Below are 24,589 nucleotides of genomic sequence, written 5' to 3'. Positions count from 1 at the left end.
GGACTAACCCATCGCGCTTTCGCGCAGGCTGGCTTTCAGCTTGGTGTACTCATCAATAACATACTGCTCGGCAGCGCGCTGATCGGCAATGCGTTCAACGTTAACGGCACAGTATTTGTACTCCGGCGTTTTGGTAATCGGGCTTAAGTTCTCGGTTACCAGTTCATTACATGCCCCAATCCACCACTGGTAGGTCATGTAAATCGCACCTTTGTTTGGACGATCGCTGACTGCCGCGCGGGTAATAACCCGGCCTTTACGTGAGTTAACCCACACCAGATCTTCATCCTGAATACCCAGACGCTCTGCGTCAGCGGTGTTGATCTGGGCATAACCAGGCTCATCCGCCAGCGCGGCCAGCGCCGCACAGTTACCGGTCATCGAACGGCAAGAGTAGTGGCCGACTTCACGCACCGTCGACAGTACCATCGGGTACTCTGGGGTGAGTTTGTCGATTGGCGCTACCCAGTCGCAGGTGAAGAACTGCGCCAGGCCGTTCGGGGTGTCAAATTTCTCTTTGAAGAGGTAAGACGTACCCTGGTCGGCATCTGAGGTGTCGCGGCAAGGCCACTGGATATAGCCCAGTTCGCCCATTTTCTCGTAAGTGGCACCGTAGAAATCCGGGCACAGATGACGCAACTCGTCCCAGATTTCCTGGGTGTTGTTGTAGTGCATCGGGTAGCCCATACGGGTGGCGATTTCACTGATAATCTGCCAGTCCGTTTTCAGATCCCACTTCGGCTCAACGGCTTTAAAGAAGCGCTGAAAGCCACGGTCAGCCGCAGAGAAGACGCCTTCATGCTCGCCCCATGACGTAGACGGTAAAATAACGTCTGCGGCAGCGGCGGTTTTGGTCATGAAGATATCCTGCACGATGACCAGTTCCAGATCCTCAAAGCCTTTGCGCACTGCGGAGAGCTCAGCATCGGTCTGTAATGGATCTTCACCCATAATGTACGCCGCGCGCACTTCGCCATGCGCCGCACGGTGCGGCAGTTCGCTGATGCGATAGCCGGTATGTGCAGGCAGGCTTTCCACGCCCCAGGCTTTAGCGAACTTCTCGCGGTTTTCCGGGAACTTAACGTACTGATAGCCCGGATAGGTATCCGGCAGCGCGCCCATGTCGCAGGCGCCTTGAACGTTGTTCTGGCCACGAACCGGGTTAACGCCCACGCTTGGCTTACCGAGGTTACCGGTCAGCATCGCGAGGCTGGTCAGTGAACGCACGGTTTCCACACCCTGATAGAACTGGGTCACACCCATGCCCCACAGAATTGCCGCGCTTTTCGCCGTGGCGTACATACGTGCAGCCTGACGAATATCGTGCGCGCTAACGCCCGTGATATCTTCGACAGACTCCGGCGTATAGCCTTCGACAATCTTGCTGTACTCTTCGAATCCTTCCGTACGGGAGGCGACGAACGCCTGGTCGTACAGTTTTTCTTCGATGATGACATGCCCCATGGCGTTGAGCAGCGCGATGTTCGAGCCGTTTTTCAACGCGATGTGCATGTCGGCAATACGCGCGGTTTCAATTTTGCGCGGATCGCAGACGATAATTTTCGCCCCGTTACGTTTAGCGTTAATTACGTGATTCGCCACGATCGGGTGGGAATCCGCCGGGTTATACCCGAAGATGAACACTAAATCCGTGTTATCAATTTCATTGATAGCATTACTCATTGCGCCGTTACCGACCGATTGGTGCAGACCTGCAACCGAAGGGCCGTGTCAGACGCGAGCGCAGCAGTCAACGTTATTGGTACCAATAACGGCGCGCGCGAATTTTTGCATTACATAGTTGGTTTCGTTACCTGTACCGCGAGATGAACCGGTCGTCTGAATAGCGTCCGGGCCGTACTTCGCTTTGATGGCGCTCAGGCGATCGGCGACGTAATTCAGCGCTTCATCCCAGGAAACAGATTCCAGTTTGCCGCCACGCTGGCGACGGATCATTGGGGTTTTCAGACGAGGGGTCAGGATCTGGGTATCATTAATAAAATCCCAGCCATAGTAGCCCTTCAGACACAGGGTACCCTGGTTGGTTTTCCCCTGCGCCGCCTCAGCCCGGACGATTTTGCCGTTATCGACCACCAGGTTGATTTTGCAACCTGATGCGCAATATGGGCAAACCGTGACGACTTTTTTCATCGGTCTCGCTCCAGTTAATCAAATCGCGCATACGCGCTTGTCGCTTTGCTTATGCATCTTTTATGCCATGTTTTTTTCAGGGGCATTAGTCGATATTACGGGCGATTTTTGGTCAAAACTCTGACGAAAAACAGGCTGTCGTCATATTTGACGTGACGAATCTCCAATACGTGACGGTCCGGCAGTGTGACCGAGGTTATGTTTCCCGCACAACCTTGTGCCTTATCGCTGTCACTCTGTGCAGAATCAATCACACTCATTTAAGTTGGCCAGAAATGGGGAAAAACAATGAAGCCAGCCATACTGGTTGTGGATGATGACGAGGCTGTCTGCACGCTATTACAGGACGTGCTGAGCGAGCACGTCTTTGCAGTGAGCGCGTGCCATAGCGGACAGGAGGCGCTGCGCTGCATTGAGACTCAGCCGGATATCGCTCTGGTATTGCTGGACATGATGTTGCCCGATATCAACGGTCTGATGGTGTTGCAGCAGGTGCAAAAGATGAGGCCCGGATTACCGGTAGTCATGCTGACGGGCTTAGGCAGCGAGTCGGATGTGGTTGTCGGGCTGGAAATGGGCGCTGATGACTATATCGGTAAACCATTCAATGCGCGGGTGCTGGTGGCGCGGGTAAAGGCGGTGCTCAGGCGCGTCGGCGTGTTAACGGCGGAAAGCGGCGGCCCGCAAACCACGGGGCTTTCTTTTAATGGCTGGCATCTCGATACCGCCGGTTGCCAGTTACATAACCCTCAACAACTGAAGGTGGAGCTGACGCAGGGCGAATACAGCCTGCTGCTGGCACTGGCGCAGAACGCTCGTCGGGTGCTCAGCCGTGAGCAATTGCTGGAACTGACGCGCAGCGACAGCGTTGAGGTGTTTGACCGCACCATTGACGTGTTAATCATGCGGCTGCGGCGCAAAATAGAGAACAACCCGCACCAGCCAATGCTGATCAAAACCCTGCGCGGGCTGGGCTATGTGTTTGCCGCCGATGTGCAGCATCACGATAAAGCGGCGTGATCGTGCGCAGTTGCCGGATGCGGCGTAAACGCCTTATCCGGCCTACAAAAGCGATAACGACCCCGTAGGCCTGATAAGCGTAGCGCATCAGGCGTCAGCCATTTCTGCTTTCAACTCTGCCAGCGTTTTCGCGCCATCTATCGCGTTAGCGCACAGCAAGCTTGCCCGCGCACAGGCGTGCGCCAGTCTGATGCTGTCTGCCAGCGACCAGCGCTCATGACAGCCATACAGAAATCCGGCGCAAAACGCATCTCCTGCGCCGACGCTACCGACAATCTCTTCTTGCGCCAGTAACTGTGACGGTATCCAGACGCCCGGCAGATCCGGCGCTTCACCCCAGGCACCTTCCGGACAGTGGATCACCACCCGCTGGCGCACGCCTGCATCCAGCAGTTCGCGCGCGGCGGTAGCGATATGGGGAATATGCAGCTCGCCGTTGGTCTGGCGAATCTCCAGCCCGCTGAACTCCCCGGCCTCCAGCTCGTTAATCACCAGATAGTCGAGATGGCGCAGGGCCGGCATCACCAGTGGTTGGTAGCGCGGGTCGCCCTTACGCGAGACCAGATCCAGGGACGTTTCAAAGCCGTTGTCGCGCATTTGCGCCAGCAGCCGTGCGCTACGCGTCCCGTACTCCTCATCCGGCATGTCCAGACTGTCGAGCAGCAGCAGATAGCCAAGATGGAAGATTTTCATCGAGGTATCCAGTTGCTCAAAGGCGGGTAAATCCAGTAGTCGATTGGCGCCGGGCGAGTGAAAAAAGGTTCGCTGCCCGCTGGGGTCGGTCATCACCTGCGACATCGACGTGGGGGCGAATGTGGTGCGCTGCACATGCTGGCGATTAACGTGATACTGCTCCAGCATCGCCATGATGTAGTCGCCGTCGCTGTCCTGACCGATTAACCCCACCGCCTGCAGCGGCAGCCCAGTGTGCATTTTTGCCAGCGTCAGCAGCACGTTCAGCGGCGCACCACCCGTGGCGCGTTCGCTTCGAGTGATTTCCGCCAGCCAGCCGCGTTCCGGCCATTGCACAATTTGATGGACATGATCGACCAGCATGTTGCCTGCGGCGATAACGCCTTTGCGTTCCATCAGACCTGCCCCGCGCTGCCAAAAATGCGCATTTGTTCTGAAACGGTATCGGTAATGGCCTCTTCAATAGCCAGCAGCAGTTCGGCAAACTCGTCGTACAGCGGCTGCCGATTGGCCATCCGTGACTCTACCGCTGTCAGCGCCGCCTGCGACATGCCGGTGTAGAAGTTGATTTTGTGAATACCGAGTTCAATTGCGCGCTTGAAATCGTTATCGCTGATGCCTGAACCGCCGTGCAGTACCAGCGGGATCGCCGCCTGCTGGCGAATAGCGTCCAGACGCGGGAAGTCGAGTTCCGGTTCGCCTTTATATTTGCCGTGCGCATTGCCAATGGCGACCGCCAGCGCGTCAATCCCGGTTCTGTCGACGAAATCACGCGCCATCATCGGGTCGGTAAACAACGACTCGTCAGCATGACCGTACAGCGCGCCGCCCTCATCACCGCCCACCGCACCCAGTTCGGCTTCCACCGAGACGCCGACGGCATGACACATCTTCACCACTTCGCGGGTCTGGCGGATATTTTCTTCATACTCCAGCGTGGAACCATCGAACATCACTGAACTGAAACCTAAGCGTAGCGCCCGCACCACTGACTCAAAGTGCAGGCCGTGGTCAAGGTTCAGCACCACCGGAATGTCGTGCCTGGCGGCTTCGAATTTGACCGCTTCGACCAGAGAATCCAGCGAGATGTATTTAAAATGCACCTCGGCGATGTTGATGATAAACGGCGAACGTTCCTGTTTAGCCGCGGCAAACAGGGCGCGCAGGAAATGCGAGTCCAGAACGTTAAATGCGCCTAATGCATAGCGGTGCTCACGGGCATGGGCGAGGCCATCGGCGAGAGATATCAACGGCATAATGCGCTCCTTGGTTAGCGGAACAGGCGATATTCGTTACACAGCACCAGCTGCGCCGGTTCATCTTCTTCAATGTCGTTATAGCGGGTGATAGGTTGCAGAAAATGGTTATCGTGGTCGTCGTCATTAATAGATGAGACTTCGCCAACCAGCACGTCGCCAAAACCTTTTTCCGCCCAGAAGCTGTGATACAGGCCCGGCGGCAGGCAGATGCTCTCACCCGGCGTCAGGCGCAGTTGGCTGCCCGCGGCATGGGTTTGCCGACAGCCGTCAATCACCACGTTCACGTCGCTGTCCTCCGTTTGCTCCCGCAGCCCCGCATTCCACAGTTCCACTATTAAATTACCGCCGCCACGATTGATAATGTCTTCGCGTTTGCGCCAGTGAAAATGCATCGGCGTGACCTGCGCCTCGCGAACATGCATGATTTTCTCGGCGTAGCATTTCTCGTAAGGCATACCTTTCGGCGAGCCATTACGCAGGGTGAACAGCGTTAACCCTTGCGCGGCGAAATTGTTGCCGCCAAAGGCGGTGACATCCCAACCGAGCTTAAGGTCGAAAACTTCGCTCCAGGCAGAGGCATCAAGCTTGCGCCATTGGGTCGGCGGGAAACTGGCGAAAGGGGGGAGGTGCACGTCGTGCAGAGAAAAAAACTGGCGCGTGTGGCCAAGGATTTCGTTTATTGCGGAGCGTTTCATCGCAGAATTCTCCTTAGAATAATGCCGGATGGCGCTGCGCTTATCCGGCCTACAAATTCATACCGATCTTGTAGGCCGGAGAAGGCATTTTTACCGCTATCCGACGTTGCTGTGGCGGGTTATTTCACCGTCCAACCTTTATAATTGGCAACGTTGTTTTTATCGATCATTGTCACCGGGATCAGCACGGGCTCTTTTGGGGCGGGTTTCCCCTGCAGTATGTCATAGCCGATTTCGACCGCTTTGGCAGCCATCACCTGCGGATCTTGTGCCGGCGTCGCCACAAATAATGAGTTTTCGCGCTTCAGCGCCTCTTCACCGTCTGGCGATCCGTCGACGCCGACAATAAAGAATTCGTTACGCTGCGCCTGTTTTGCCGCCAGATCGGCACCGATCGCCGTGGGATCGTTAATGGCGAATACACCGTCGATCTTCGGATTTGCCGCCAGCAGCGCGGTCATGATCTCCAGCCCGCCCTCGCGGCTGCCTTTGGCGTTTTGGTTATACGACAGCACCTTGATGTCCGGATGGCGTTTGAACTCGGTCTGGCAGCCTTCCACACGGTTCTGGACGGCGGAAACCGGCGGTCCGTTGATGATGACGACGTTGCCTTTCCCTTTCAGACGGTCGGTAATGTATTTGCAGGCCATTTCACCCGCCTGAGTGTTATCGGAGGTGATGGTCGCGTCTGCGCCTTCCGCCGCCACGTCAACGGCCACCACCACAATCCCGGCGTCTTTCGCGCGTTTTACCGCCGGACCGATGCCTTTGGAGTCCGCGGCGTTAAGGATAATCATGTCGACTTTGGCGGCAATAAAGTTGTCGATTTGCGACACCTGTTGCCCCAGATCGTAGCCGCTGGAGACCAGCGTCACTTTGACGCTATCACCCGCCAGTTTACGTGCCTCCAGCTCCGCGCCTTTGGTTATTTGCACGAAGAATGGGTTCGCCAGGTCGCCCACCGTAACGCCGATCGATTTCAGTTCTTTTGCCTGCACAAACGGAGCTGCAGCAAGCAGTGCGCCAGCACAGAGCGCGGTCACTAATGGCTTCAAACGCATACTCGTTTCCTCACGTAGGGTATTGTTGTTATCGGCCGGACAAAGCGATTACGCCGCCATCCGGCAAGCTTGTCTATGCACTTTGATGGTGTCGGGTACGGTATTTGTCGATCAGCACCGCTATGATGATCACCGCCCCTTTGATCACCAGTTGCCAGAAATAGGAGACGCCCATTAGCGTCATGCCGTTATTGAGCGTGGCGATGATCAGCGCCCCCACCAGCGTGCCGGTGATGGTGCCGATCCCGCCGACGAAGCTGGTGCCGCCGAGGATCACCGCCGCGATGGCGTCCAGCTCGTAACCCATACCTAAGTTGCCGTTGGCGCTGTACAGTCGCGAGGCGCTCATCACCCCACCCAGGCCTGAAAGCAAACCGCTGATGCCGTAAACGAACAGCAGCACCAGCCACACTTTGATCCCGGTTAAGCGTGCGGCCTGCATGTTGCCGCCGACCGCGTAGATATGAACGCCGAGCGTAGTGCGGCGCAGAATAAACCAGCACACCACCACCACCGCCAGCGCAATGACTACCAGCCACGGAACCGGGCCGAGATAGTTGTTGCCGATCCACTCAAAGCTGATGTTGGAGTTAATCACCGTGGTGCCATCGGCCAACAGATAGGCCGCGCCGCGCAGAGCTGTATAGGTTCCAAGCGTGACGATAAACGGCGGCAGCCCGGCAAAAGCCACCAGCGCACCGTTAAACAGCCCCAGCACCAGGCCGAGCATCAGCGCCGCCGGAATCGACAGCATGGCAAACTCAGGAATAAGAGAAACGACCATCGCCGCTACGGCGGTGGTGCCGAGAATCGAGCCAACTGAGAGATCGATCCCGCCGGTCAAAATGATAAAGGTCATGCCAGCCGCCAGCACGATATTGATCGAGGCCTGGCGGGTAATATTCAGCAGATTGCTCTCGGTGAAAAAATTGGGCGCAATAAAACCAAATACCGCCACAATCAGGATCAAAATCGGTAAGATGCCGACCGTTTGCATCAGATCGCTCATCAGCATCTTTTTTGCGGTGGTGGATTTCGCCACCTGCTGGGGAGTGGTTGGATTATTCATGGGGCACCGCCTGATGATGGGAGTCGTTCACGCCGGTCGCCAGCGTCATAATATTTTCCTGGGTAATACTTTGTCCGTTCAGCTCGCCGGCAATGCTGCCTTCGCGCATGACGTACACGCGATCGCTCATGCCAACGACTTCCGGCAATTCGCTGGAGATCATCAGGATCGCCACGCCTTTGCGCGCCATGTCGTTCATGATCCGGTAGATCTCGCTTTTCGCGCCAACGTCTACCCCGCGCGTGGGTTCATCGAGGATCAAAATGCGTGGGCCGATCGCCACCCAGCGTGAGATCAATAATTTTTGCTGATTGCCGCCGGACAGCCCACCTGCGCGTACCTGCGCGTGCGGCACGCGAATGTTGAGCAGTTTGATAGCGTCATCGGAAATGGCCTGCGCCTTTTTGCGATCGAGCATGCCCCAGTTGGCATCGCGCTCCAGCGTCGCCATGGTGATGTTCTCTGCTGCCGCCAGTTCTAAAAACAGCCCCTGTTCTTTGCGGTTCTCGGTCAGAAAGCCGATGCCGTGATCAATCGCTTCGCGCGGGGAGTGGATCACCACCGGTTCACCGTCTACTTCAATCATGCCGCCGATGGCTTTACGCACGCCAAAAATCAGCTGCGCCAGTTCAGAACGCCCGGCGCCAACTAACCCGGCGAGGCCGACGATCTCCCCGGAGCGTACCAACAAGCTGCACGGCTGGACTTTATGACCGTCGGTCAGGTGGTGGACGTTGAGGCGCGCTTTACCTAAGGGAATATCGCGCTCTTTGTTGAACAGATCGCTTAGCGGACGGCCCACCATCATGCGCACCAGCTCCGCGGCGTTGAGCTTGTCGCGGGTCAGGCTACCGACGTATTGCCCGTCGCGCAGGACGCTGACGCGATCGGAGAGTTCGTACACTTCCGCCATGCGGTGGCTGATGTAGATAATCGCCATCCCCTCATCGCGCAGGCGCATGATCAGTTCAAACAGACGGTGGGTTTCACGTGACGAGAGGGCGGCGGTGGGTTCATCCATCACCAGAATGCGGCTGTTACGGTGCAGAGCGCGGGCGATTTCCACCTGCTGCTGTTCGGCGATGGTCAACGTCATCACGCGATCGCTGGCCTTAAACTGGGCGCCGAGTCGGTCGATGACTTTCTGCGACTGCAGCACCATCTCTTTACGCTGGACCAGACCGCCGCGCGACAGCTCGCTGCCAAGAAAGATATTTTCCGCCACCGTCAGGTTGGGCGCCAGCTGCATCTCCTGGTAAATCAGCGTGATGCCCGCGCTGAGCGCATCTTTTGGCCCACGAATGTGGAACGGCTGACCGTCAATCAGGATCTCGCCGCTGGTGGCGGTATAGGCACCCGCGAGGATCTTCATCAGGGTGCTTTTCCCCGCGCCATTCTCGCCCATCAGGGCATGAATCTCACCCGGCCAGACGGTTAAATCGACCCCTTTCAGCGCGTAAAATTTGCCAAACGCTTTGGCAATGTTGCGCATCTCCAGAACCGGTGTCCTGCTCATAGCGGATCTCCTGTGGGGTGGCCGATATCAGCAGTCCATCACAGGAATGTAAATGCAAAATGTCAGAAGCCGTTCATATTTGTCATATTGCGATTTTTCTTCACGGAGCGTGATATGCCGCAACCGGGACGTCACTTTTTCGCCAGTGCGCGCGGACGATTGCTGTTCTTCAATCTGCTGGTGGTGGCGGTCACGCTGATGGTGAGCGGCGTGGCGGTGCTGGGCTTTCAGCATGCCAGCCAGATCCAGGAGCAGGTGCAGCAGCAAACTGTCGATGACATGACCGGCAGCATGAACCTGGCGCGCGATACGGCCAATGTGGCGACGGCGGCGGTGCGGCTCTCGCAGGTGGTCGGTGCGCTGGAATACAAAGGTGAAGCGGAGCGGTTGCAGGAGACCCAGCGGGCGCTGAAGCAGTCGCTGCAACAACTGGCTACCGCGCCGCTGGCTCAGCAGGAGCCGGTGCTGGTCGAGCGTATTATCCAGCGCAGCAATGAACTACAAAGCAGCGTAGAAGGGATGTTGCAGCGCGGACAGCGGCGGCATCTGGAACGTAACGCGCTGCTCAGTTCGCTGTATCAGAATCAAAGCTATTTGCGTCATCTGCAAACGCTTACCGGCGCGCAGGATGACATGCTGCTGGGGCAAATAGACCGCTTGATCGTTGCCGCCATTGAGACTCCCACGCCGCGATCGGTGGTGAAACAACTCGACAGCGTGATGACCGCGCTGCCTTTACATCACTCCAGCCCGTTGATAAGCAGAATCCTCAACGATTTCAATCAGGAACTGCATAAGCTGGAGCCGCTTTCTTCCGCGCTGGAGCAGAGCGATCTGGCGATCAATTGGTATATGTTTCATATCAAAGCGCTGGTGGCGATCCTTAATAGCGATATCAATCAATATGCCTCGCAGGTGGCGCTGATTTCTGAGCAGCGGGTGGCGCAAAGCCATCAGGAACTGCAATCCGGCGCGTTGTTTATTATGGTGTTTGCGTTGCTGGCCGTAGTGATTACCGGTTTTGCCGGTTGGTATATCTATCGTAATCTCGGCTCTAACCTGACGGCAATTTCGCAGGCGATGACCCGGTTGGCGCACGGCGAATCGGACGTCAGCGTGCCGGCCCTGCAGCGGCGCGATGAGCTGGGCGAACTGGCCCGTGCTTTTAGCGTCTTTGCCCGGAATACGGCGTCGCTGGAGCACACAACCCGATTACTCAAAGAAAAAACCAGCCAGATGGAAATCGACCGCACCGAGCGCCAGGAACTGGAAGAGGCGCTGCTGCACAGCCAAAAGCTGAAGGCGGTGGGGCAACTGACGGGCGGATTAGCGCATGATTTCAATAACCTGCTGGCGGTTATTATTGGCAGTCTGGATCTGGTGAATCCGGAGTCGCCCGATGCGCCACGGGTAAATCGGGCGCTAAAAGCCGCCGAGCGCGGGGCGCTGCTTACCCAGCGACTGCTGGCCTTTTCGCGCAAACAGTCGTTGCACCCTCATGCGGTGGAGCTGAAAACGCTGCTGGAAAATCTGGGCGAACTGATGCGCCACTCTCTTCCGGCCACGTTGACGCTGGAGATTGAAGCCCAGTCTCCCGCCTGGCCCGCGTGGATTGACGTCAGCCAACTGGAAAACGCCATTATCAATCTGGTGATGAACGCCCGTGACGCCATGGATGGGCAGGCGGGCACGATTAAAATCCGTACCTGGAACCAGCGGGTCACGCGCAGCGATGGGCGTAAGCAGGATATGGTGATGCTGGAGGTGGCCGACCAGGGTAGCGGGATGTCGCAGGAGGTGAAAGCTCAGGTCTTTGAGCCGTTTTTCACCACCAAACAGACCGGCAGCGGCAGCGGGCTGGGGTTATCAATGGTCTACGGCTTTGTACGTCAGTCCGGCGGGCGCGTGGAGATTGAAAGCGCGCCGGGGCAGGGAACGACGGTCAGGTTGCAGCTTCCTCGCGCCGTAGTGCCGGTGCAGGCTCAGGCAGAACCGGTGGCGGTACATGCGGCGAACAGCGGTGAAAAACTGGTGCTGGTGCTTGAGGACGAGGCTGATGTGCGCCAGACGTTGTGTGAGCAATTACACCTGCTGGGCTACCTGACATTAGAAGCCGCCAACGGGGAACAGGCGATGCACATGCTGGCGGCTTCATCCGAGATTGATATTTTTATCAGCGACGTCATGCTGCCCGGTGGTTTAAGCGGCGTGGATGTGGTTAATCATGCTCAGGCACATTATCCGCAGCTGAACATCCTGCTGATGAGCGGTCAGGATTTGCGTCCGGCCAATAACCCAGCGCTGCCGGATGTGGCGTTATTGCGTAAACCCTTTACCCGGACAGAACTGGCGCAGGCGCTGCGGCATTCGCGTAATTGAGATTCCTCCGCTACCCGTGCAAATACGCTTTGATTACCGTGGGGCGAGTTTCTTGATGAGGCTGGTTTTATGCAACGCTCCGCGACATTCCTTCTTTTTAGTTTGCTAATGCTGACCACCGTATCGGCACAGGCGGATATTATCGATGACGCCATTGGTAATATTCAGCAGGCGATTAACGACGCATACAAACCGGACAACGGGCGGGATTATGATGATTCGCGTGATGAAAGCTGGCAGCGCCAGATGAGTGACGACCGGCGCAGGCAATATGACAATCGCCGCCGCCAGTTTGAAGATCGACGTCGCCAACTGGATGACCGTCAGCGCCAGCTCGATCAAGAACGGCGTCAGTTAGAAGACGAAGAGCGCAGAATGGAAGAAGATTACGATCGTTAGCGGTAACGATTTAAATTTATGAGTATTTTATCTTTCTGGCACGGATTATCCTGCACGCCCAACAGCTCGCCATTTTATGTTAATTAATGCACTTGAGCACAGTGCATGTATGCACTACAATCTCTCTATGCTTATGGAAAAGGTGCTGGCAATGGAATGTCTAAATCATTAAATATCAGAAATTTTCGGGATACATGGCTTGAAGATTTTTTTGAACGGGCGACATCGCACAGAAAAATACCTGCGGATATTCACACTGCATTAGCCAGAAAGCTGGATATCATTAATGCGGCTGTTTCGCATCGGGATTTGCGCTCGCCACCCGGTAACAGATATGAAGAGTTAACCGGAAAGTTACAGGAATATTCTTCAATCAGAGTAAACAAGCAGTACCGATTAATATTTAAATGGATTAATGGTAAGGCCGAAGATGTGTACTTAGATCCACATATCTATTAGAGAAAACGTAAGGTAACGATATGAAACAGGCATCCAGAAAACCAACGACTGTGGGTGATATCCTGCAATATGAATACCTGGAACCGCTTGATCTGAAAATCAACGATCTGGCTGAAATTCTGCATGTTCACCGTAATACAGTGAGCGCACTAGTCAACAATAATCGCAAATTAACAACGGATATGGCGTTTCGTTTGGCAAAAGCGTTCGATACCTCCGTTGATTTCTGGCGTAACCTACAGGCGGCGGTTGACCTGTGGGAAGTTGAAAATGATATGCGGGCGCAAGAAGAACTGAACCGTATTATGTCTGTTAAAGACTTTGTCGCGCAGCGAAATGTCGCCACTAAGAAAGTCGCCTGATAGGCTGCTTATAGGCCGGAGCAGGTGTTTCACCGCGTCCGGCAAATCTCGCTAATCCAGCACAATCTCCATCCCATCATATCCTGCTTCGATGCCTGCCGGCAGCGGATTTTCCATTAACCACTGGTCGAACTGGTGGCTGATATGCGTCAGGATCACCCTTGGACAGCGCATAACCTCGTTCAGCGCGATGACGGTATTGAGATCGCAATGATTGCGCGGCGGCTCGGCGCGCGGGGCATGGCTGCAGTCGATGATAATCACCTGCGGTGGGTTATTGTGGAGAAACTTCAGCGTCTTATCGGGAAGCCCGGCGGTGTCGGAGAGCCACGCCACGCGGCTGTGCGCGGTCTCGAACAGATAGCCAAACGTTAGTTTTGAATGGTTGAGCGGCAGCGGCGTCACCTGCAACCCTTGCAGCTCAAACACCACGAACGGCGCGACGGTATGGCTAAAATCGAGAATACCGGGATGCTTAAACAGATCGTCGCAACCCTGTTCATCCGGCGGGCCGTACACCGGGATATTCGCCCCTACGCCCCAGCGCAACGGGAACAACCCCTGCACATGATCCATATGATAGTGGGTCAGCAGAAACTGCTGAAAGCTGCCCGCTGGCCAGTCGTCCATCAGATGCGGGCTCCCCGCGTCCAGCAGGGTCACCGCATGATTGAATTTGACCACCCCGCTACAGGGGCGTCGACGGTATTGCGCCTGTAAGCGCGCCCGCTGACAGGCCGCGCAGTCGCAGCCAAATGCCGGCACCAGCTGCGCGCCGCCGGTTCCCGTCAGCGTAATGGTCAGACTCATGGCTCCTCCTACAACGGTTTGGTGAAGCGAAAATGGCTCTGGGTATAGCCTTCGCGCTGGTAAAAACGATGCGCGTTAAGGCGTTGGGTGCTGGTGGAAAGCTCGGTCATTTCTGCGCCTGCTTCGCGCGCGGTGGCTTCGGCCCAGGCCAGTAGCTGGCTGCCTACCGTTAATCCTCGCGCCTGTGGCATTACCACCAGTTCCTGGATTTCGCCAATCCAGTTGGCGTGGTGCAGATGAAACTGCAGGTGCAGACCGATCAAGCCGACGACCTGCCCGTCGAGCAGCGCCAACTGGTAGTGCATGTTAGGATCTTGCAGATTCGCGGCGTATCCGGCGTTAAAGGCCTGGTGATCGAATTGTCCCTGCTTGAGTTCACAGATAAGCGCGTAAACCGCATCGGTATCGTAGAGCGTGGCGCGGCGTAATTCACAGACAGACATGTTTCTTCTCCTTGCGTCCCATCAGTGCGAGCAGTGTATCGACAGACTGTAGCAAACTGCCATCATTGTTGAGGACGTGGCAGTCATACGGCGCGTAGCGGGCCGCGCGTTCAAGGCGGGCGGCGATTTCCGTTTCACTCTCCCGCCCACGCGCCTGCAGACGCTGCCGTAGAATCGCTGGGGAAACCTGTAAGCAAATAGGAAGTAACGACGCGCCGTAACGAGCCTGCGCCTGGGGCAGATGGGCGCGCGATCCGTTGACCACCACATCAAAACCGGCGTGCAGCCAGAGGTCAATCTCCACGCCCACGCCGTAGTAGAAGCCGTTCGCGTGCCAGCTCAGCGCCAGCAGATTCTGCCCGGCGCGGGTAAAAAATTCTTGTTCACTCAGCGCAATATGATTTTCATTCCCGGCGTTAGCGGCACGGGTGATGTATCGATGCGCCACCAGTAGTTGCGCGGGTTCCTGCAGGCGGAGTTCTGCCAGCAGACTGTCCTTACCAGAGCCGGATGGCCCCATCAGCCAGATCAGTTTCCCCATAGTCAGAATACCCTTTTGCCCTGACGCCAGACGTGGTCGATATGGATGTTGCCCCCTTTGCGGTGTGCCAGCACCAGATCCGCCCGTTTACCTTCGGCAACAACGCCGCGATCGTCGAGATTCAATGCCCGCGCCGGATTGCGGGTCACCAGACGAATCGCCTGCGGCAGGGTAAAGCGGTTGGCGTCGTCATCCGCCACGCGAAATGCCGCGTCGAGCAGGCTGGCGGGGTAGTAATCGGAAGAAAGAATATCCAGCAGCCCCAGTTCAGCCAGCTTATGCGCCGCCACATTGCCGGAGTGAGACCCTCCGCGCACGATGTTCGGCGCGCCCATCAGCACGTTCATGCCATGCTGGCGCGAGGCTTCAGCCGCCGCGAAAGTGGTGGGAAATTCGGCGATCACGCTGCCAAGTTGGTGCGATTCCAGCACATGTTCGCTGGTGGCATCGTCATGGCTCGCCAGCGCGATATTACGTTCGCGGCAAAGCTGGGCGATGGCGTTACGATTGGGCTGTGACCAACGCGCCGCCAGCGCTAACTGTTCTTCTTCATAGCGGGCCATCTGCTCGTCGGTGAGCGAATATTTGCCCTGATAATACTCGCGGTACTTTTCTCGATTGGCGAACTGGCGCTGGCCCGGCGAATGATCCATCAGTGAAACCAGCGTCACCGGCTCGCGCCCGACCAGTTTTTCAAACAGCGGCAGGGTGGTGTGGTGCGGCAATTCGCAGCGCAGATGCAGGCGGTGTTCGGCGCGATTGACCCCGCGTTTTTGTGTCTCTTCCACGGCGTTGATCATCTTCTCCAGATTTTCGAGCCGATCGCCGCCGTCGCGCACGTCGCCAATCGCCACCGCATCCAGCACGGTAGTAATGCCGCTGGCGACCATTAGCGCGTCATGGCTGCTCATCGCCGAGTGGGCAGGCCAGTCGACCTTCGGGCGCGGGGTGAAGAATTTATCCAGATTATCGGTATGCAGCTCAATCAACCCTGGCAGCAGCCAGCCGCCTTCGCCGTCTAAAGCCTCCGGCAGACGGCTCTGGGTTTCTGCAAATGCGCGAATAACCCCTCCCTCAATTTCCAGCGATCCTTGCACCACTTCATCTTCCAGAACCAGCTTTACATTGTTGATAATCATGCTGTTGTTCCCATCAGGTGCAGACGGTCCGCTACGCGGTCGCGCACGGTTTGATCGTGAAAAATACCGACAATGGCTGCGCCGCGGGCTTTCGCCTCTTCGATCAGCGCCACTACGGCAGCGCTGTTTTTGGCGTCCAGCGAGGCGGTCGGCTCATCGAGCAGCAGAATAGGGTAATCGACGATAAACCCACGGGCGATATTGACGCGCTGCTGTTCGCCGCCGGAAAAGGTCGATGGCGCGAGGTGCCACAGACGTTCCGGTACGTTGAGACGCGTTAACAGGCTGGCGGCTTTCGCGGCGCATTCTTCACGGGATACGCCGAGATCCAGCAGCGGCTGCATCACCACATCCAGCGCGGAAATCCTTGGGATCACGCGCAGAAACTGGCTCACCCAGCCGATGGTTGAACGGCGAACTTCCAGCACTTTGCGCGCCGGGGCCTGCACCAGATCGACCCATTCATCGCTGTGGCGAATGTGGATGTGTCCTTCATCTGGCAGGTAGTTGGCGTACAGCGAACGCAGCAGCGTGGATTTTCCGCTGCCGGAGTGGCCGTGCAGCACCACGCATTCGCCGCTTTTCACTGCCAGAGTGGCGTTTTGCAGCACCGGCAGACGTACGCCGTTTTGCTGGTGGAGCACGAAGGTTTTACTGACGTTTTCAACGCGAATCATCTTTGCCTCGAGATTTTTTTGCCGGATGGCGGCTGCGCCTTATCCGGCCTACAAAAGTGCGATCCAGGTAGGCCCGAACAGCGCAGCGCCATCGGGCACAACAAAAAATCAGTTCTGCAATACCGACGACACCAGCAACTGGGTATACGGATGATGCGGATCGTCGAGTACGCGGTCGGTTAACCCACTTTCCACCACCTGACCCTGCTTCATCACCAGCAAACGGTCCGCCAGTAGACGCGCCACGCCCAGATCGTGGGTGACAATCACCACCGCCAGATCCAGTTCCACCACCAGGCCACGCAGCAAATCCAGCAGTTTGGCTTGTACCGACACGTCCAGCCCGCCGGTGGGTTCATCCATAAACACTAGCTTTGGGTGGGTGACGAGGTTGCGGGCGATCTGCAGGCGTTGCTGCATCCCGCCGGAGAAGGTGGTCGGCAGGTCGTCGATACGTGAGGCAGGGATCTCCACCTCCTCCAGCCAACGCTGTGCGGTGGCACGGATGTCGCCATAGTGGCGCGCGCCGGTGGCCATCAGGCGTTCGCCGATATTGCCGCCTGCGGAAACCTGACGGCGCAGGCCATCCAGCGGATGCTGATGCACCACGCCCCACTCGGTGCGCAGCAGACGGCGGCGGTCGGCCTCGTTCATGCCGTACAACGAACGGTTCTGATACAAAATGTCACCGTTCTGCGGCGTCAGCCGTGAAGAGATTGATTTCAGCAGGGTGGTTTTGCCGGAACCGGACTCGCCGACGATACCCAGCACTTCGCCAGGCCACAGGTCAAACGAGACGTCGCTGAAGCCTTTGCCCGGCGCGTAGAGGTGAGTCAGGTTGTTGACTGAAAGCAGCGGTTGCGTCATTTGCTGAGAGCCTCGCTCTGTTGGCGGCAGTAGTCGGTGTCGGAGCAGACAAACATGCGTTTGCCGGTGTCATCGAGCACTACTTCATCGAGATAGCTGTGGGTAGAGCCGCAGATGGCGCAAGGCTCATCCCAGCTCTGCACGGTAAACGGGTGATCGTCGAAATCGAGGCTCTCCACGCGGGTATAAGGAGGAACGGCATAGATGCGCTTTTCGCGACCTGCGCCAAACAGTTGCAGGGCCGGCATCATGTCCATCTTCGGATTATCGAATTTCGGGATGGGCGACGGGTCCATGACGTAGCGGTCATTGACCTTCACCGGATAGGCGTAGGTCGTGGCGATATGGCCGAAGCGGGCGATATCTTCATACAGTTTCACCTGCATGATGCCGTACTCTTCCAGCGCGTGCATGGTGCGGGTTTCTGTTTCGCGCGGTTCAATAAAGCGCAGCGGCTCGGGGATTGGCACCTGGAAGATGATTATCTGATCTTCCACCAAGGGTGTTTCCGGGATGCGGTGGCGGGTCTGGATCAGTGTGGCGTCTTCGGTACGCTCCGTCGTCGCCACGCCCGTTACGCGTTTGAAGAAGTTGCGGAGCGACACCGCGTTGGTGGTGTCGTCCGCACCCTGATCAATCACCTTCAGCACGTCCGGTTCGCCAATCACGCTGGCGGTAAGCTGAATGCCGCCCGTGCCCCAGCCGTAGGGCATCGGCATTTCGCGTCCGCCGAACGGCACCTGATAGCCGGGGATGGCTACCGCTTTTAAAATGGCGCGGCGGATCATGCGTTTGGTCTGTTCATCAAGATACGCAAAGTTGTAGCCGGAGAGGTTAGCGGTCACGGGCGGCCTCCTGTTGCAGGCGTTTGAGCAGTTCCAGTTCGGCCTGGAAATCGACGTAATGGGGGAGCTTGAGGTGCGATACAAAACCCGCCGCCTCGACGTTATCCGCATGCGCCAGCACGAACTCTTCGTCCTGCGCCGGTCCCGTGACCGTTTCATTGTATTCGACTGCCTGTAAGGCGCGGTCCACCAGCGCCATCGCCATTGCTTTACGTTCGCTCATGCCGAACACCAGCCCGTAGCCGCGGGTAAAATGGGGAGATTCGTTCTCTGGTGCGACAAAGCCGTTGACCATTTCACACTCAGTCATCAGCAGTTCGCCGACGTTTACCGCAAATCCCAGCTCTTCCGGTACGGTTTCCAGTGCTACGTAACCGCTGCGGATCTCGGCGGCAAACGGGTGGTTGCGTCCGTAACCGCGTTGGGTGGAGTAGGCCAGTGCCAACAGATAGCCTTCGTCGCCGCGCATCAGCTGTTGCAGGCGTGAGGCACGCGAGCACGGATAAACCGGCGGTGTGCGAGTGATATCGTCGGGCGCGTCGCCGTTATCTTCTTCGCGTTTTGCCAGCCCCTGATTGGCCAGCAGGGAAAAGACGTGCGGGGAGGCATCCTGCGTGCTATCCGCGCAGCGCAGCGGCGGCGTTTCACCATTGGCCAGCAGGGTAAAATCCAGCAGGCGATGGGTGTAGTCGTAGGTAGGACCTAACAACTGCCCGCCGGGGATGTCCTTGTAGACCGCCGAGATTCGGCGCTCAAGGCGCATTTCTGCACTGTTAAGCGGCTCGCTGACCGCCACTTTTGCCAGCGTCGTGCGGTAGGCACGCAGCAAAAAGATGGCTTCGACGTTATCGCCGCTGGCCTGCTTTAGCGCCAGCGCCGCCAGTTCGCGGTCGGCGATGCCGCCTTCGGTCATCACCCGGTCGACAGCCAGGTTCATCTGCTGTTCGATTTGTGCGACGCTCAGTTCGGCAATGGTCTCCTCGCCCCGGCGTCGGTTTTCCTGCAGGGCGTGGGCGTTGGCTATCGCCTTTTCGCCCCCTTTTACGGCGACGTACATCAGCACACCTCCACATGAGTCGTTCGCGGAATAGCCAGAAGGCGTTCGCCGCAGGTGAGGATCAGATCGACTCCCAGCGGGAACGGATGCGGGCGTTCGGTGAGTTCGTGAATCAGGCATTCCGGCAGCTGCGGCGCGATCATGCGTTCTTCGGCAATACCGGCGCCGGTCAGACGCAGCATGCGTCCGCCGCTTAAGCCAGAGACCTGAACAATCAGCGTGGCGCTGGTCTCTGGCGCGACGGCGGAACCGGCGGAGAGAGCGTTTAGCTGTTCGCTGCTGATGCGTTCGTCGGCGACGGCAAATGCCGCCAGCTGCGGCTGATCCACCAGCGGCGCGTTGGTATGAAAACGCAGATTCTGCCGGGCAATATCGTTATCCATCGACGGCGCCAGCCAGACCGGCGTGTCGCCATCAACCAGAGTCAGCAGCACGCTGGTGGTTGCCAGACTCAGCGGCTGCCAGCCGTGTTTCAGTTGATGCAGGGCGACGATCACGCCCGGCTCGCTCATGGCCTTCAGCAGGCGACGAAAGCTCTGCTGCGCATCCTGAACGGGTAAATTAAAAGCGGTTTGTAAGGTCATGCGTTATCTCCGCGTACCAGCGTGAAGAAGTCGACCCGGCTGGCGTTGATTTCGGCACGGCGTGCGCTAATCAGCGCATCGCGTTCCGCTTCCAGCGGGGCAATCAAGGTTTCCATTAAGCTTTGGAAATGCGTTTGTTCCTGCAGCAGTGCGTCAATTACCGCGCACTGCTCGGCATGGTGTTTGTTACGTCCCAGCAGGTAGCTGTAACCCAGCGTGCCGCTCTTCAGGCGCACCACCGCGCGGGTGAGCGTGGTGTCGCCAGCAAAGAAGCGATTGCCGGTGCCGCCCATGCGGGCCTGGATTTGCAGCAGTCCGCATTCCGGTGCGCGGATAAGTTCATAGTCCGGCGTCAGTTTGAGCGCGTTGATGCGGGCACTCAGGGCATCGGCATTGCTATAAGCCAGCGCGCGCATCCAGCGCTGGCGGGTGGCGGTATCGAAATGCATTCAGTGCTCCATAGTGAATTCGATCATGTCGGCGCGGGTCAGGCTGACGGAGTATTCCGCTGCCTGCTTTTCGCCTTCACGGTGGTTCAGGGTGCGCACGCACAGCAGCGGCGCCATATTGGGGATTTCCAACACCTTGCTCTCTTTGGCCTGGGCCCGGCGAGCGCTGATGCGCGTTTGCGTGCGCTGGAGCGTCAGACCGGACTCTTCGCGTAAGTAGTTATGCAGCGAACCGCTGTTAAAGCCCTGCATAAGCGGCCACAGCGTGAGGTCGGAAAAATAGTGGTCGATTTGGCACAGGGCGATGCCGTTAACCCGGCGCAGAGTGCGCAGGTGAATCACGTTGTCGCCTTCGTTAATGCTGAGCGCGTCGGCAATATGGCTGGAGGCCGGGCGCAGCACCGCCAGCAGTTTTTCGCTGGTGGGGTGGCTGCCCTGATCCAGCAGGTTCTGACTGAAACGCGCCTGGGCATTGAGCGGGTAATCAAACGGGCGCATCAGCACCAGCACGCCAACGCCCTGGCGACGTTGAACCCAACCGCGCTCAACCAACTGGTCAATAGCGCGGCGCAGGGTATGGCGATTCACCTCGTAGCGCGCGGCAAGCTGCTGCTCGGCGGGCAGATAGTCCCCGCAGCGATAATGTTGACGAAGCTCCTGCTCAAGTCTCGCGGCAATTTCCTGATAACGCGTTGGATAACTGGTCGGATGTGTAGACAAGTGCATAGCAATCAATGCCTCGCTAATCAGATAAAGTGCTTACGCAAACGCTGGGAAAGGAAATCCAGTAGACTGACGGTGACGATGATTAACACCATCAGGGCGCAGGTTTGCTGGAACTGGAAGCCGCGAATTGCCTCCCATAAGGTCACGCCGATACCGCCCGCGCCCACCATGCCGACCACCGTGGCCGAGCGAACGTTGGACTCAAAACGGTACAGCGAGTAGGAGATCAGCAGCGGCATCACCTGCGGCAAAACGCCGTAGAGGATCTCTTCAATTTTGTTAGCCCCGGTGGCGCGAATGCCTTCTACCGGACCTGGCTCAATGGCTTCTACCGCTTCGGAAAGCAGTTTGGAGAGCACCCCGGTAGTGTGGATAAACAGCGCCATCACCCCGGCGAATGGACCTAAGCCGACGGCGACCACGAACAGCATCGCGAAGACCATTTCATTGATGGCGCGGCAGGCGTCCATCGCTCTGCGCATCGGCTGGTAAATCCACCACGGCACGAGGTTATCGGCGCACATCAGGCCGAAGGGGATCGACAGTACAACGGCGAGGGCGGTCCCCCAGACGGCGATTTGCAGGGTGACGGCCATTTCACCGAGATAGTCCTGCCACTGGCTGAAGTCCGGCGGGAAGAAGTCGGCGGCGAAGGTCGCCATATTGCCAGAATCCTGGATCAGCGTGAGCGGCGCCATTTCGGCACCTTTCCACGAGACCACCAGCACGGCGAGAAGAATGGCCCAGCTCAGCAGCGAGAACCAGCTACGTTTGGGCGGGGCGACGGTGATGGTTTGCATGTTTAGCTCCGTTGGTACGTGTGTTTGCGTTGTAGGCCGGATGGCGCTGTGCTTATCCGGCCTACAATCCGGTCTACAAATCACTGCACAGCTTTAGTGACGCTGGTCATAGCACCCAGTGCGGCGGTCAGACGGTCAAGGTCGTCGAGCTGCGCTTTCAGCACCGAGGTTTTGCTGGCTTTCTCTTCCTCGTTCAGCCCTTTGTTGTCCTTCACGCCCTGCATCTCTTTAAACAGCGCCAGTTGACGAATCGGCACCAGTTGCAGGTCGCTGGAGGCACGGAACGGCGCCCAGCCCAGACGCTCCAGTACGGTTTTCTGCTCCGGCGTTTTGCCGTAATTCATAAAGAAGTCGTACACCTTGTCCTTGGTGGTTTCGGAGAGGTTTTTACGCCAGACGATCGGATCGCCCGGGATCAGCGGTGACTTCCAGATCACCTTCAGCTCTTTCAGTTTTTCCGGTGCGGAAGTTTTCAGTTTGTCGAGGTTTTCGGTGTTGTTGGTGGCGACATCGACCTGCTTGTTGGCGACGGCCAGCGCGTTGGTTTCGTGTCCGGCGTTAACGGTGCGTTTGAAGTCGCTGGCGGAGATGTTGTTTTTGGCGAAGACGTAGTAGCCGGGGACGAGGAAGCCTGACGTGGAGTTGGGATCGCCGTTGCCGAAGGTCAGATCCTTACGTTTGGCGATCAGATCGTTCAGGTTGTTGATCGGACTATCTTTGTTAACGATCAACACGCTCCAGTAACCCGGGGATCCGTCGGCGGCGACGGTCTGGGCAAACACTTGTCCGTTAGCGCGATCCACCGCTTCCATTGCCGAGAGGTTGCCGTACCAGGCGATATCGACTTTGTTAAAGCGCATTCCCTGGATGATCCCGGCGTAGTCCGGGGCGAAGAAGGCGTTCACTTTCACGCCCAGTGATTTTTCCATGTCCTTCAGGAACGGTTCCCACTGCGGCTTCAGGTTTTGCTGTGATTCGGTCGAAATAATGCCGAAGTTCAGCGCTTTCTCCTGCTCTTCGGCATGGGCCGGGCTGAGCAGGGTGCTGAGACTAAACATGCTGGTAAAGGCCAGCGCGGCAACTGTCTTATAGCTCATTTCCATTCCTCATTGTGGGGATGTCAGGCAGCTTGCGCGTTCTGTTCGACGCGGTTCATGCTGCGATAGAGATGGTCAAATCGATCGTTATCAAAATGCTGGCTGCTGCCATCAAAGAAGACGTTGCCCTGGCGCAGCGCGACGATGCGTTCGCAATAGCGCAGGGCGTAATCCACCTGGTGCAGCGTGACGACCACGGTGATGCCGTCGGTCTGGTTAATGTCGCGCAGGGTGTCCATCACGATGCGCGCGGATTCCGGGTCCAGCGAGGCAATTGGCTCATCGGCCAGGATCACTTTGGCCTGCTGCATCAGCGCCCGGGCGATAGCGACGCGCTGCTGTTGCCCACCCGAAAGCGTGGAAACGCGCTGATACGCAAAGTGCGCCATGCCAACGCGGGTCAGCGCCTGGAGCGCGCGTTGTTTCTGCTCCTGACTGAACCAGCTAAAACAGGTGCGCCAGAATGGCGTGCTGCCGAGAGCGCCAATCAGCACGTTCTCCAGCACCGTCAGACGGTTCACCAGATTGAACTGCTGGAAGATGTAGCCGGTGTGGGCGCGGCTTTGGCGGATATCGCGCGCCAGCCGACCTTCGTGTTGAACGGTGCGACCCAGCAGCTCGACGTGGCTACCGGGCGATTTATCACCTGTGATCAAACCGCTTAAATGACGTAAAAGGGTGGATTTGCCGGAGCCAGATGGCCCAAGCAGAGCCACCATCTCACCGGAACAGATGCTCAGATCAACCGCATTGAGCGCCTGATGCTGGTTGAAAGATTTGGAGAGTTTCTCGACGCGGATAATCGTTTGCATGATGCGGCCTCCCTAAAAAAGTGGCCCCATCGTGGCGGATCAATGTGACGCTTTCGTTAAGGGATGGTTACTTGACGATGAAGAGTTGAGCGATTTTTAATGACAGTACGGGAGGGCAAGCCTCCCGTTGGATTACTCGGTAGGTTGCTGCTGTTTGACGACGTTGATCATCCACGGCACGCCATACTGGTCGCTCACTTTACCAAAACCGTGGGCCCAGAAGGTTTCCTGCCAGTCCATTTCGATTTTTCCGTTTGCCGCGAGGTTATCAAACCAGCGCTTACCTTCGTCGACATTTTGCGTGTCGAGCACCAGTGTAAAGCCAGAGTAGTGGGCATTTCCATCGGGGGCGCTATCGCTCATCATGATGTCGCTGCCCGCAACGCGTAGGTTGGCGTGGGCGATGGCGGTATCGGGGAATTTCATTCCTGAAGGGCAACCTTCTTCACTGTCCTGCGCCGATTTGGGCATTTCACCGAAGTTGATTTTGTAGAGAAGCTCGGCGCCTAATGTTTTTTGATAGTAGGCGATGGCGTCTGCGCAGTTGCTTGCAAAGGAGATATAGGGACTTAACGGCATGATCTTTACCTCAGGTAAAAGAAACCAGTTAAGTGTAGTTAGCGTCTGCAAAAATAAACCAGGCGGGAAGTATGAGCTTCCCGCCTGGCAGATGAGCTGA

General features: G+C 57.2%; 27 protein-coding genes. 5 read left to right on the top strand and 22 right to left on the bottom strand.

Going from position 1 to position 24,589, the window contains the following annotated elements; translation table 11 throughout:
- Positions 1 to 3: 3 nt before the first annotated feature.
- Positions 4 to 2,151: a formate dehydrogenase subunit alpha gene (gene fdhF, locus FHD02_RS16560; RefSeq protein ID WP_079225655.1), complete on the bottom strand. Its 2,148-nt coding sequence runs from the start codon at positions 2,149 to 2,151 to the stop codon at positions 4 to 6.
- Between the two features lie 288 nt (positions 2,152 to 2,439).
- Here fdhF and FHD02_RS16555 point away from each other — a divergent pair, with 288 nt between their 5' ends.
- Positions 2,440 to 3,171, top strand: a complete 732-nt coding sequence (locus FHD02_RS16555; protein WP_220394101.1) for a response regulator transcription factor — start codon at positions 2,440 to 2,442, stop codon at positions 3,169 to 3,171.
- A gap of 87 nt (positions 3,172 to 3,258) precedes the next feature.
- Here FHD02_RS16555 and FHD02_RS16550 read toward each other — a convergent pair whose 3' ends face one another.
- The 6 genes from FHD02_RS16550 to FHD02_RS16525 all read right to left on the bottom strand — a co-directional run bounded on the left by FHD02_RS16550 (position 3,259) and on the right by FHD02_RS16525 (position 9,464).
- A complete protein-coding gene (locus FHD02_RS16550; protein WP_137361132.1) occupies positions 3,259 to 4,263 on the bottom strand; it encodes a carbohydrate kinase family protein in 1,005 nt (334 codons plus the stop codon).
- Positions 4,260 to 5,120, bottom strand: a complete 861-nt coding sequence (locus FHD02_RS16545; RefSeq protein WP_137361133.1) for a ketose 1,6-bisphosphate aldolase — start codon at positions 5,118 to 5,120, stop codon at positions 4,260 to 4,262. The genes FHD02_RS16550 and FHD02_RS16545 overlap by 4 nt, the downstream gene beginning before the upstream one ends.
- Positions 5,121 to 5,134: 14 nt before the next feature.
- On the bottom strand, positions 5,135 to 5,818 hold the full coding sequence (locus FHD02_RS16540; protein ID WP_042312945.1) for a D-lyxose/D-mannose family sugar isomerase: 684 nt from the start codon (positions 5,816 to 5,818) through the stop codon (positions 5,135 to 5,137).
- Positions 5,819 to 5,937: 119 nt separating this feature from the next.
- Complete coding sequence (locus tag FHD02_RS16535) at positions 5,938 to 6,879, bottom strand: ABC transporter substrate-binding protein (protein WP_042312943.1); 942 nt, start codon at positions 6,877 to 6,879, stop codon at positions 5,938 to 5,940.
- Between the two features lie 73 nt (positions 6,880 to 6,952).
- On the bottom strand, positions 6,953 to 7,948 hold the full coding sequence (locus FHD02_RS16530) for a ribose ABC transporter permease (protein WP_038636347.1): 996 nt from the start codon (positions 7,946 to 7,948) through the stop codon (positions 6,953 to 6,955).
- A complete protein-coding gene (locus tag FHD02_RS16525; protein ID WP_042312939.1) occupies positions 7,941 to 9,464 on the bottom strand; it encodes a sugar ABC transporter ATP-binding protein in 1,524 nt (507 codons plus the stop codon). The genes FHD02_RS16530 and FHD02_RS16525 overlap by 8 nt, the downstream gene beginning before the upstream one ends.
- 114 nt (positions 9,465 to 9,578) lie before the next feature.
- Here FHD02_RS16525 and FHD02_RS16520 point away from each other — a divergent pair, with 114 nt between their 5' ends.
- The 4 genes from FHD02_RS16520 (at position 9,579) to FHD02_RS16505 (ending at position 13,063) form a co-directional block, all read left to right on the top strand.
- Positions 9,579 to 11,843 (top strand): hybrid sensor histidine kinase/response regulator, encoded by a 2,265-nt coding sequence (locus FHD02_RS16520; RefSeq protein ID WP_220394100.1) that lies wholly within the window; start codon positions 9,579 to 9,581, stop codon positions 11,841 to 11,843.
- A gap of 69 nt (positions 11,844 to 11,912) precedes the next feature.
- Entirely contained in the window at positions 11,913 to 12,242 is a 330-nt protein-coding gene (gene yjdP / locus FHD02_RS16515; RefSeq protein ID WP_003031807.1) for a DDRRRQL repeat protein YjdP, read from the top strand.
- A 156-nt stretch (positions 12,243 to 12,398) separates the two neighbouring features.
- Positions 12,399 to 12,701, top strand: coding sequence for a type II toxin-antitoxin system RelE/ParE family toxin (locus tag FHD02_RS16510; protein ID WP_032942116.1), 303 nt, complete (start codon positions 12,399 to 12,401; stop codon positions 12,699 to 12,701).
- Positions 12,702 to 12,721: 20 nt separating this feature from the next.
- Complete coding sequence (locus tag FHD02_RS16505; RefSeq protein ID WP_220394099.1) at positions 12,722 to 13,063, top strand: HigA family addiction module antitoxin; 342 nt, start codon at positions 12,722 to 12,724, stop codon at positions 13,061 to 13,063.
- A gap of 51 nt (positions 13,064 to 13,114) precedes the next feature.
- Here FHD02_RS16505 and phnP read toward each other — a convergent pair whose 3' ends face one another.
- The 15 genes from phnP to yjdN all read right to left on the bottom strand — a co-directional run bounded on the left by phnP (position 13,115) and on the right by yjdN (position 24,489).
- Positions 13,115 to 13,873, bottom strand: coding sequence for a phosphonate metabolism protein PhnP (phnP, locus tag FHD02_RS16500; RefSeq protein WP_220394098.1), 759 nt, complete (start codon positions 13,871 to 13,873; stop codon positions 13,115 to 13,117).
- Positions 13,874 to 13,881: 8 nt separating this feature from the next.
- The gene (gene phnO / locus FHD02_RS16495) at positions 13,882 to 14,316 is read right to left on the bottom strand and encodes an aminoalkylphosphonate N-acetyltransferase (protein ID WP_137348835.1); all 435 of its coding nucleotides are present in this window, start codon (positions 14,314 to 14,316) and stop codon (positions 13,882 to 13,884) included.
- Positions 14,303 to 14,857, bottom strand: a complete 555-nt coding sequence (gene phnN / locus FHD02_RS16490; protein ID WP_038636371.1) for a ribose 1,5-bisphosphokinase — start codon at positions 14,855 to 14,857, stop codon at positions 14,303 to 14,305. The genes phnO and phnN overlap by 14 nt, the downstream gene beginning before the upstream one ends.
- 2 nt (positions 14,858 to 14,859) lie before the next feature.
- Positions 14,860 to 15,996 (bottom strand): alpha-D-ribose 1-methylphosphonate 5-triphosphate diphosphatase, encoded by a 1,137-nt coding sequence (phnM, locus tag FHD02_RS16485; protein ID WP_137361139.1) that lies wholly within the window; start codon positions 15,994 to 15,996, stop codon positions 14,860 to 14,862.
- On the bottom strand, positions 15,993 to 16,673 hold the full coding sequence (gene phnL, locus FHD02_RS16480; protein WP_042312926.1) for a phosphonate C-P lyase system protein PhnL: 681 nt from the start codon (positions 16,671 to 16,673) through the stop codon (positions 15,993 to 15,995). Before phnL ends, phnM begins: the two co-directional genes overlap by 4 nt.
- A gap of 108 nt (positions 16,674 to 16,781) precedes the next feature.
- A complete protein-coding gene (gene phnK / locus FHD02_RS16475; protein WP_042312925.1) occupies positions 16,782 to 17,540 on the bottom strand; it encodes a phosphonate C-P lyase system protein PhnK in 759 nt (252 codons plus the stop codon).
- Positions 17,537 to 18,328 carry an alpha-D-ribose 1-methylphosphonate 5-phosphate C-P-lyase PhnJ gene (gene phnJ, locus FHD02_RS16470; RefSeq protein WP_255597337.1) on the bottom strand — a complete coding sequence of 264 codons (792 nt, stop codon included), beginning with the start codon at positions 18,326 to 18,328 and terminating at the stop codon, positions 17,537 to 17,539. The genes phnK and phnJ overlap by 4 nt, the downstream gene beginning before the upstream one ends.
- A 46-nt stretch (positions 18,329 to 18,374) precedes the next feature.
- Positions 18,375 to 19,442, bottom strand: a complete 1,068-nt coding sequence (locus FHD02_RS16465) for a carbon-phosphorus lyase complex subunit PhnI (RefSeq protein WP_137361141.1) — start codon at positions 19,440 to 19,442, stop codon at positions 18,375 to 18,377.
- The gene (gene phnH / locus FHD02_RS16460; protein WP_137361142.1) at positions 19,442 to 20,026 is read right to left on the bottom strand and encodes a phosphonate C-P lyase system protein PhnH; all 585 of its coding nucleotides are present in this window, start codon (positions 20,024 to 20,026) and stop codon (positions 19,442 to 19,444) included. Before phnH ends, FHD02_RS16465 begins: the two co-directional genes overlap by 1 nt.
- Positions 20,023 to 20,475: a phosphonate C-P lyase system protein PhnG gene (phnG, locus tag FHD02_RS16455; protein WP_042312918.1), complete on the bottom strand. Its 453-nt coding sequence runs from the start codon at positions 20,473 to 20,475 to the stop codon at positions 20,023 to 20,025. Before phnG ends, phnH begins: the two co-directional genes overlap by 4 nt.
- A complete protein-coding gene (gene phnF, locus FHD02_RS16450) occupies positions 20,476 to 21,201 on the bottom strand; it encodes a phosphonate metabolism transcriptional regulator PhnF (protein WP_220394096.1) in 726 nt (241 codons plus the stop codon).
- Between the two features lie 20 nt (positions 21,202 to 21,221).
- Positions 21,222 to 22,001, bottom strand: a complete 780-nt coding sequence (gene phnE, locus FHD02_RS16445) for a phosphonate ABC transporter, permease protein PhnE (protein ID WP_038636402.1) — start codon at positions 21,999 to 22,001, stop codon at positions 21,222 to 21,224.
- 80 nt (positions 22,002 to 22,081) lie between these two features.
- Entirely contained in the window at positions 22,082 to 23,098 is a 1,017-nt protein-coding gene (phnD, locus tag FHD02_RS16440) for a phosphonate ABC transporter substrate-binding protein (RefSeq protein ID WP_137348831.1), read from the bottom strand.
- Between the two features lie 23 nt (positions 23,099 to 23,121).
- A complete protein-coding gene (gene phnC, locus FHD02_RS16435) occupies positions 23,122 to 23,910 on the bottom strand; it encodes a phosphonate ABC transporter ATP-binding protein (protein WP_038636408.1) in 789 nt (262 codons plus the stop codon).
- Positions 23,911 to 24,042: 132 nt separating this feature from the next.
- Entirely contained in the window at positions 24,043 to 24,489 is a 447-nt protein-coding gene (gene yjdN, locus FHD02_RS16430; RefSeq protein WP_220394095.1) for a VOC family metalloprotein YjdN, read from the bottom strand.
- Between the last annotated feature and the right edge of the window lie 100 nt (positions 24,490 to 24,589).

It is taken from the genome of Citrobacter sp. EC_71 (assembly GCF_019584005.1).
Lineage (GTDB): Bacteria > Pseudomonadota > Gammaproteobacteria > Enterobacterales > Enterobacteriaceae > Citrobacter > Citrobacter werkmanii.
Note: the sequence above shows the minus strand (reverse complement) of the source record. Positions and strands in the feature narration are given on the sequence as shown.